Source organism: Pseudomonas sp. K5002 (genome assembly GCF_013386655.1).
Classification (GTDB): domain Bacteria; phylum Pseudomonadota; class Gammaproteobacteria; order Pseudomonadales; family Pseudomonadaceae; genus Aquipseudomonas.
The window spans coordinates 792-4221 of sequence record NZ_JACARK010000302.1; the positions used below are offsets into that span (position 1 = coordinate 792).

The following is a 3430-nucleotide window of genomic DNA, read 5'->3' on the forward strand; positions in this document are numbered from 1 at the left end:
AAGCTCCCTCGCCACAAAACGCTGCATTTGCGCGGGGATGTGTTTACAAATCCACAACACAGGTTTTTTCCTGACCAACACGTCAAGGCGTAGAATGCGCCGTCCTGCGCTCCCCCTATCGGACATCTGTACGTGAACACTGCCACAACCACCACCGCCCTTTCTCGCCCCGCCCGCGTCAGCCTTGAAGTGCGCAACCTGCTGGCCCTGGCGCTGCCGATCATGATCGGGCAACTGGCGACCACCGCCATGGGGTTCGTCGATGCCGTGATGGCCGGGCGTGTCAGCTCCCGAGACCTGGCGGCGGTCGCCCTGGGCAACTCCATCTGGATCCCGGTGTACCTGCTGATGACCGGCACCCTGTTGGCCACCACGCCGAAAGTCGCCCAGCGCTTTGGTGCCGGCACCCACGGTGAAATCGGCCCGCTGGTGCGCCAGTCGATGTGGCTGGCACTGGTGGTGGGAATTACCGCGCTGCTGTTGCTGATCAGCGCCGAACCGATCCTGCACCTGATGAAGGTCGATCCCGAGTTGATCAAGCCCTGCATGGGCTACCTGCACGGCATCGCTTCGGGCATGCCGGCCATTGCGTTGTATTACGTGCTGCGCTGCTTCAGCGACGGGCTGGGCCGAACGCGGCCGAGCATGGTCATGGGCCTGTGCGGGCTGGCGCTGAATATTCCGCTGAACTATGTGTTCATCTACGGCCACTTCAGCGTGCCGGCCATGGGCGGCATCGGTTGCGGCTGGGCCACGGCGATCGTGATGTGGGTGATGATGCTTGGCCTGGCCGCCTGGACCCGCTGGGCACCGGTGTATCAGAGCAGCGAGCTGTTCAAGCGCTTTGACTGGCCGCAATGGTCGGTGATCAAGCGTGTGTTGAGCATTGGCTTGCCCATCGGGATCGCGGTGTTTGCCGAGTCGAGCATTTTTGCGGTGATCGCTCTGCTGATCGGCAGCCTCGGTGCCACGGTGGTGGCCGGACACCAGATCGCGTTGAACTTCAGTTCGCTGGTGTTCATGATTCCCTATTCCCTGAGCATGGCGGTCACCGTGCGCGTGGGCCAGGCTCTGGGCCGAGGAGAACCCCGTGAGGCGCGCTTTGCCGCAGGTGTCGGAATGGGCACCGCGCTGGTGTATGCCTGCCTGTCCTGCAGCCTGATGCTGCTGTTTCGCGAACAGATCGCCACCATCTACACCCAGGACCCGCTGGTGATCCAGGTGGCGGCGATGCTGATTGTGTTTGCGGCGCTGTTTCAGTTCTCGGACGCGATCCAGGTCACGGCCGCCGGCGCACTACGTGGTTACCAGGATACTCGGGTGACCATGGTGCTGACGCTGTTTGCGTATTGGGGCGTGGGCTTGCCGGTGGGCTACGCGCTGGGGCTGACCGAGTGGCTGGGCGACGCCCGCGGCCCGAGCGGCTTGTGGCAGGGGCTGATCGTGGGCCTGAGCTGTGCCGCGGCGATGTTGGTGATCCGCCTGGTGCGCAGCGCACGCAAGCGGATTCGCCGGGCTTAAGCCGATTTCTTGCGGATCCAGTATAGGTAGGTACCGGCCTGCTCCTGCTGGTCCACCAGTTCATGGTCGAGAAACACGCAGAACTTGGGGATGTCGCGACGGGTCGACGGATCGGTCGCGATCACCTTGAGCAAGCCACCGGGCGCTAGGTCGCGGATGTGCTGGTGCAGCATCATCACTGGCTCCGGGCAGTTGAGGCCGGTGGCGTCGAGGACGGCATCGACGGGTAAATCAGGGGTCAGGCTCATGGTTTACTCCTAAACAGGCCGGCATTTTAACGGTAACGCGGGGCGCCAGGTAGCCAGCGGCGCCCTCGGTTTTTTCGCGAGCAAGCTCGCTCCTACATTGAGCAGCGTTTACCGGGCCTTTGGCTTCTTCACATCCAACCGGCGCAAATGGCAGGTCACTTCTTCACGGTCGTGGTACAGCTGCTTGCAGCCGATCTCCACCCGGATGCCACGTTCCTTGAAGCCTTCCGCGATGCGTTCAAGCAGGCGCTTCACTTCGGCATAACGCTGCTTCATCGGCAACTTCAGGTTGACCACCGCTTCGCGGCAATGTCCCTCGCCGATCCAGGTTTCCAGCAGGGCCGCATTGCGCGCCGGTTTTTCGACGATGTCGCAGACCATCCAGTCCACCGGCTGCTTGGGGGTGTAGATGAAGCCGTCGGCCATCAAGTGCTGCACCAGCCCGGTGTCCATCAGGCTTTCGGCCATCGGGCCGTTGTCGATGGCGGTCACCAGCATGCCACGGTTGACCAGTTGCCAGGTCCAGCCCCCAGGCGCTGCACCGAGGTCGACGCCGGTCATGTCGCTGTGCAGGCGCTCGTCCCACTGATCACGGGGGATAAAGTGGTGCCAGGCCTCTTCCAGCTTCAAGGTCGAGCGGCTTGGCGCGTCCCGCGGGAATTTGAGGCGCGGGATGCCCATCGGCCACATGGCCGAGTTGTTTGACTCGGCCAGGCCCATGAACACTTCGCGGCCGCTCTTGAAGGTCAACAGCAGGCGCGGCTTGCTGGCGTCTTCCACCAGTTTGCCGGCGGCCATCAGCGCCTTGCGCAAGTGAACTTCGAATTTCTTGCAGAAGTTCGACAGCTCCTTGCCGTCATTGGTGTCGACCATTTCCAGCCACAGGCTGCCGCACACCGGGAAATCCCGCAGGTGCGCGAGGATCACGCTGATACGGTCGGTTTCCGGCAAGTCGATGAACACCCCGCGCGCCCACTGCCGCGGGAAGATCAGCTCGGCAAAGCGTTGGCCGCGCATCAGGCGCTGGGCGCCGTCTTCTTCGGTGCAGACAAATTCGGCGCAGGCGCTGCCGGTCTTGGCCTTGGCATAGCCCGAAACGTTCAGGCGTGCGGCGTGTTCCGCGATCTCGGAACAGACTTCGCCTTCAAAACCCGGGCGGCAGTGCATAAAAAGGGTGTTCATCAACTCTCCTGGATCACGGGCTTGCTATAGCGCAATGCCTGTCATGAAAACGCGCGCATGATAGCCGAGTTCGGAACCTTGGACTTATTGATAGAGTCCAGTAATTAGCCAGCTACTTAAAACAGGGCTAATTTGTAAGCTCTGTTCGTCCCGTCAGGTCCGTAGCCGTGCGGACCATAAGGAGTCATGTAATGTCATCCCTTGATAGTCTGAGAACCCTTAAAACCTTACAGATCGACGACAAGACCTATCACTACTTCAGCCTGCCCGAAGCCGCCAAGAGCCTGGGTGATCTGGACAAGCTGCCGATGTCCCTCAAGGTGCTGCTGGAAAACCTGCTGCGCTGGGAAGACGAAAAGACCGTCACCGGCGCCGACCTCAAGGCCATTGCCGCCTGGCTCAAGGAGCGCCGCTCCGACCGCGAGATCCAATACCGCCCCGCCCGGGTGCTGATGCAAGACTTTACCGGCGTGCCCGCC

At 61.9% G+C, this 3430-nt stretch carries 3 protein-coding genes and 1 pseudogene; 2 read left to right on the top strand and 2 right to left on the bottom strand.

Annotated elements, in window-relative coordinates:
• Positions 1-132: 132 nt before the first annotated feature.
• Positions 133-1521, top strand: a complete 1389-nt coding sequence (locus HX846_RS15425; RefSeq protein WP_178965659.1) for an MATE family efflux transporter — start codon at positions 133-135, stop codon at positions 1519-1521.
• Here the strand turns inward: HX846_RS15425 and tusA are convergent.
• Entirely contained in the window at positions 1518-1769 is a 252-nt protein-coding gene (gene tusA / locus HX846_RS15430; protein WP_003218998.1) for a sulfurtransferase TusA, read from the bottom strand. The genes HX846_RS15425 and tusA overlap by 4 nt on opposite strands.
• Before the next feature lie 108 nt (positions 1770-1877).
• Positions 1878-2951: a 23S rRNA (cytidine(2498)-2'-O)-methyltransferase RlmM gene (gene rlmM, locus HX846_RS15435; protein WP_003219000.1), complete on the bottom strand. Its 1074-nt coding sequence runs from the start codon at positions 2949-2951 to the stop codon at positions 1878-1880.
• A 191-nt stretch (positions 2952-3142) separates the two neighbouring features.
• Between rlmM and HX846_RS15440 the strand changes: the two are divergent.
• A pseudogene (locus tag HX846_RS15440) lies at positions 3143-3430 on the top strand (aconitate hydratase); the annotation flags it as partial.

What these genes read in the sequence shown, in the direction of transcription:
- rlmM (WP_003219000.1), bottom strand. Translation starts at nt 2,951, where the DNA reads ATGAACACCCTTTTTATGCACTGCCGCCCGGGTTTTGAAGGCGAAGTC.
- tusA (WP_003218998.1), bottom strand. Translation starts at nt 1,769, where the DNA reads ATGAGCCTGACCCCTGATTTACCCGTCGATGCCGTCCTCGACGCCACC.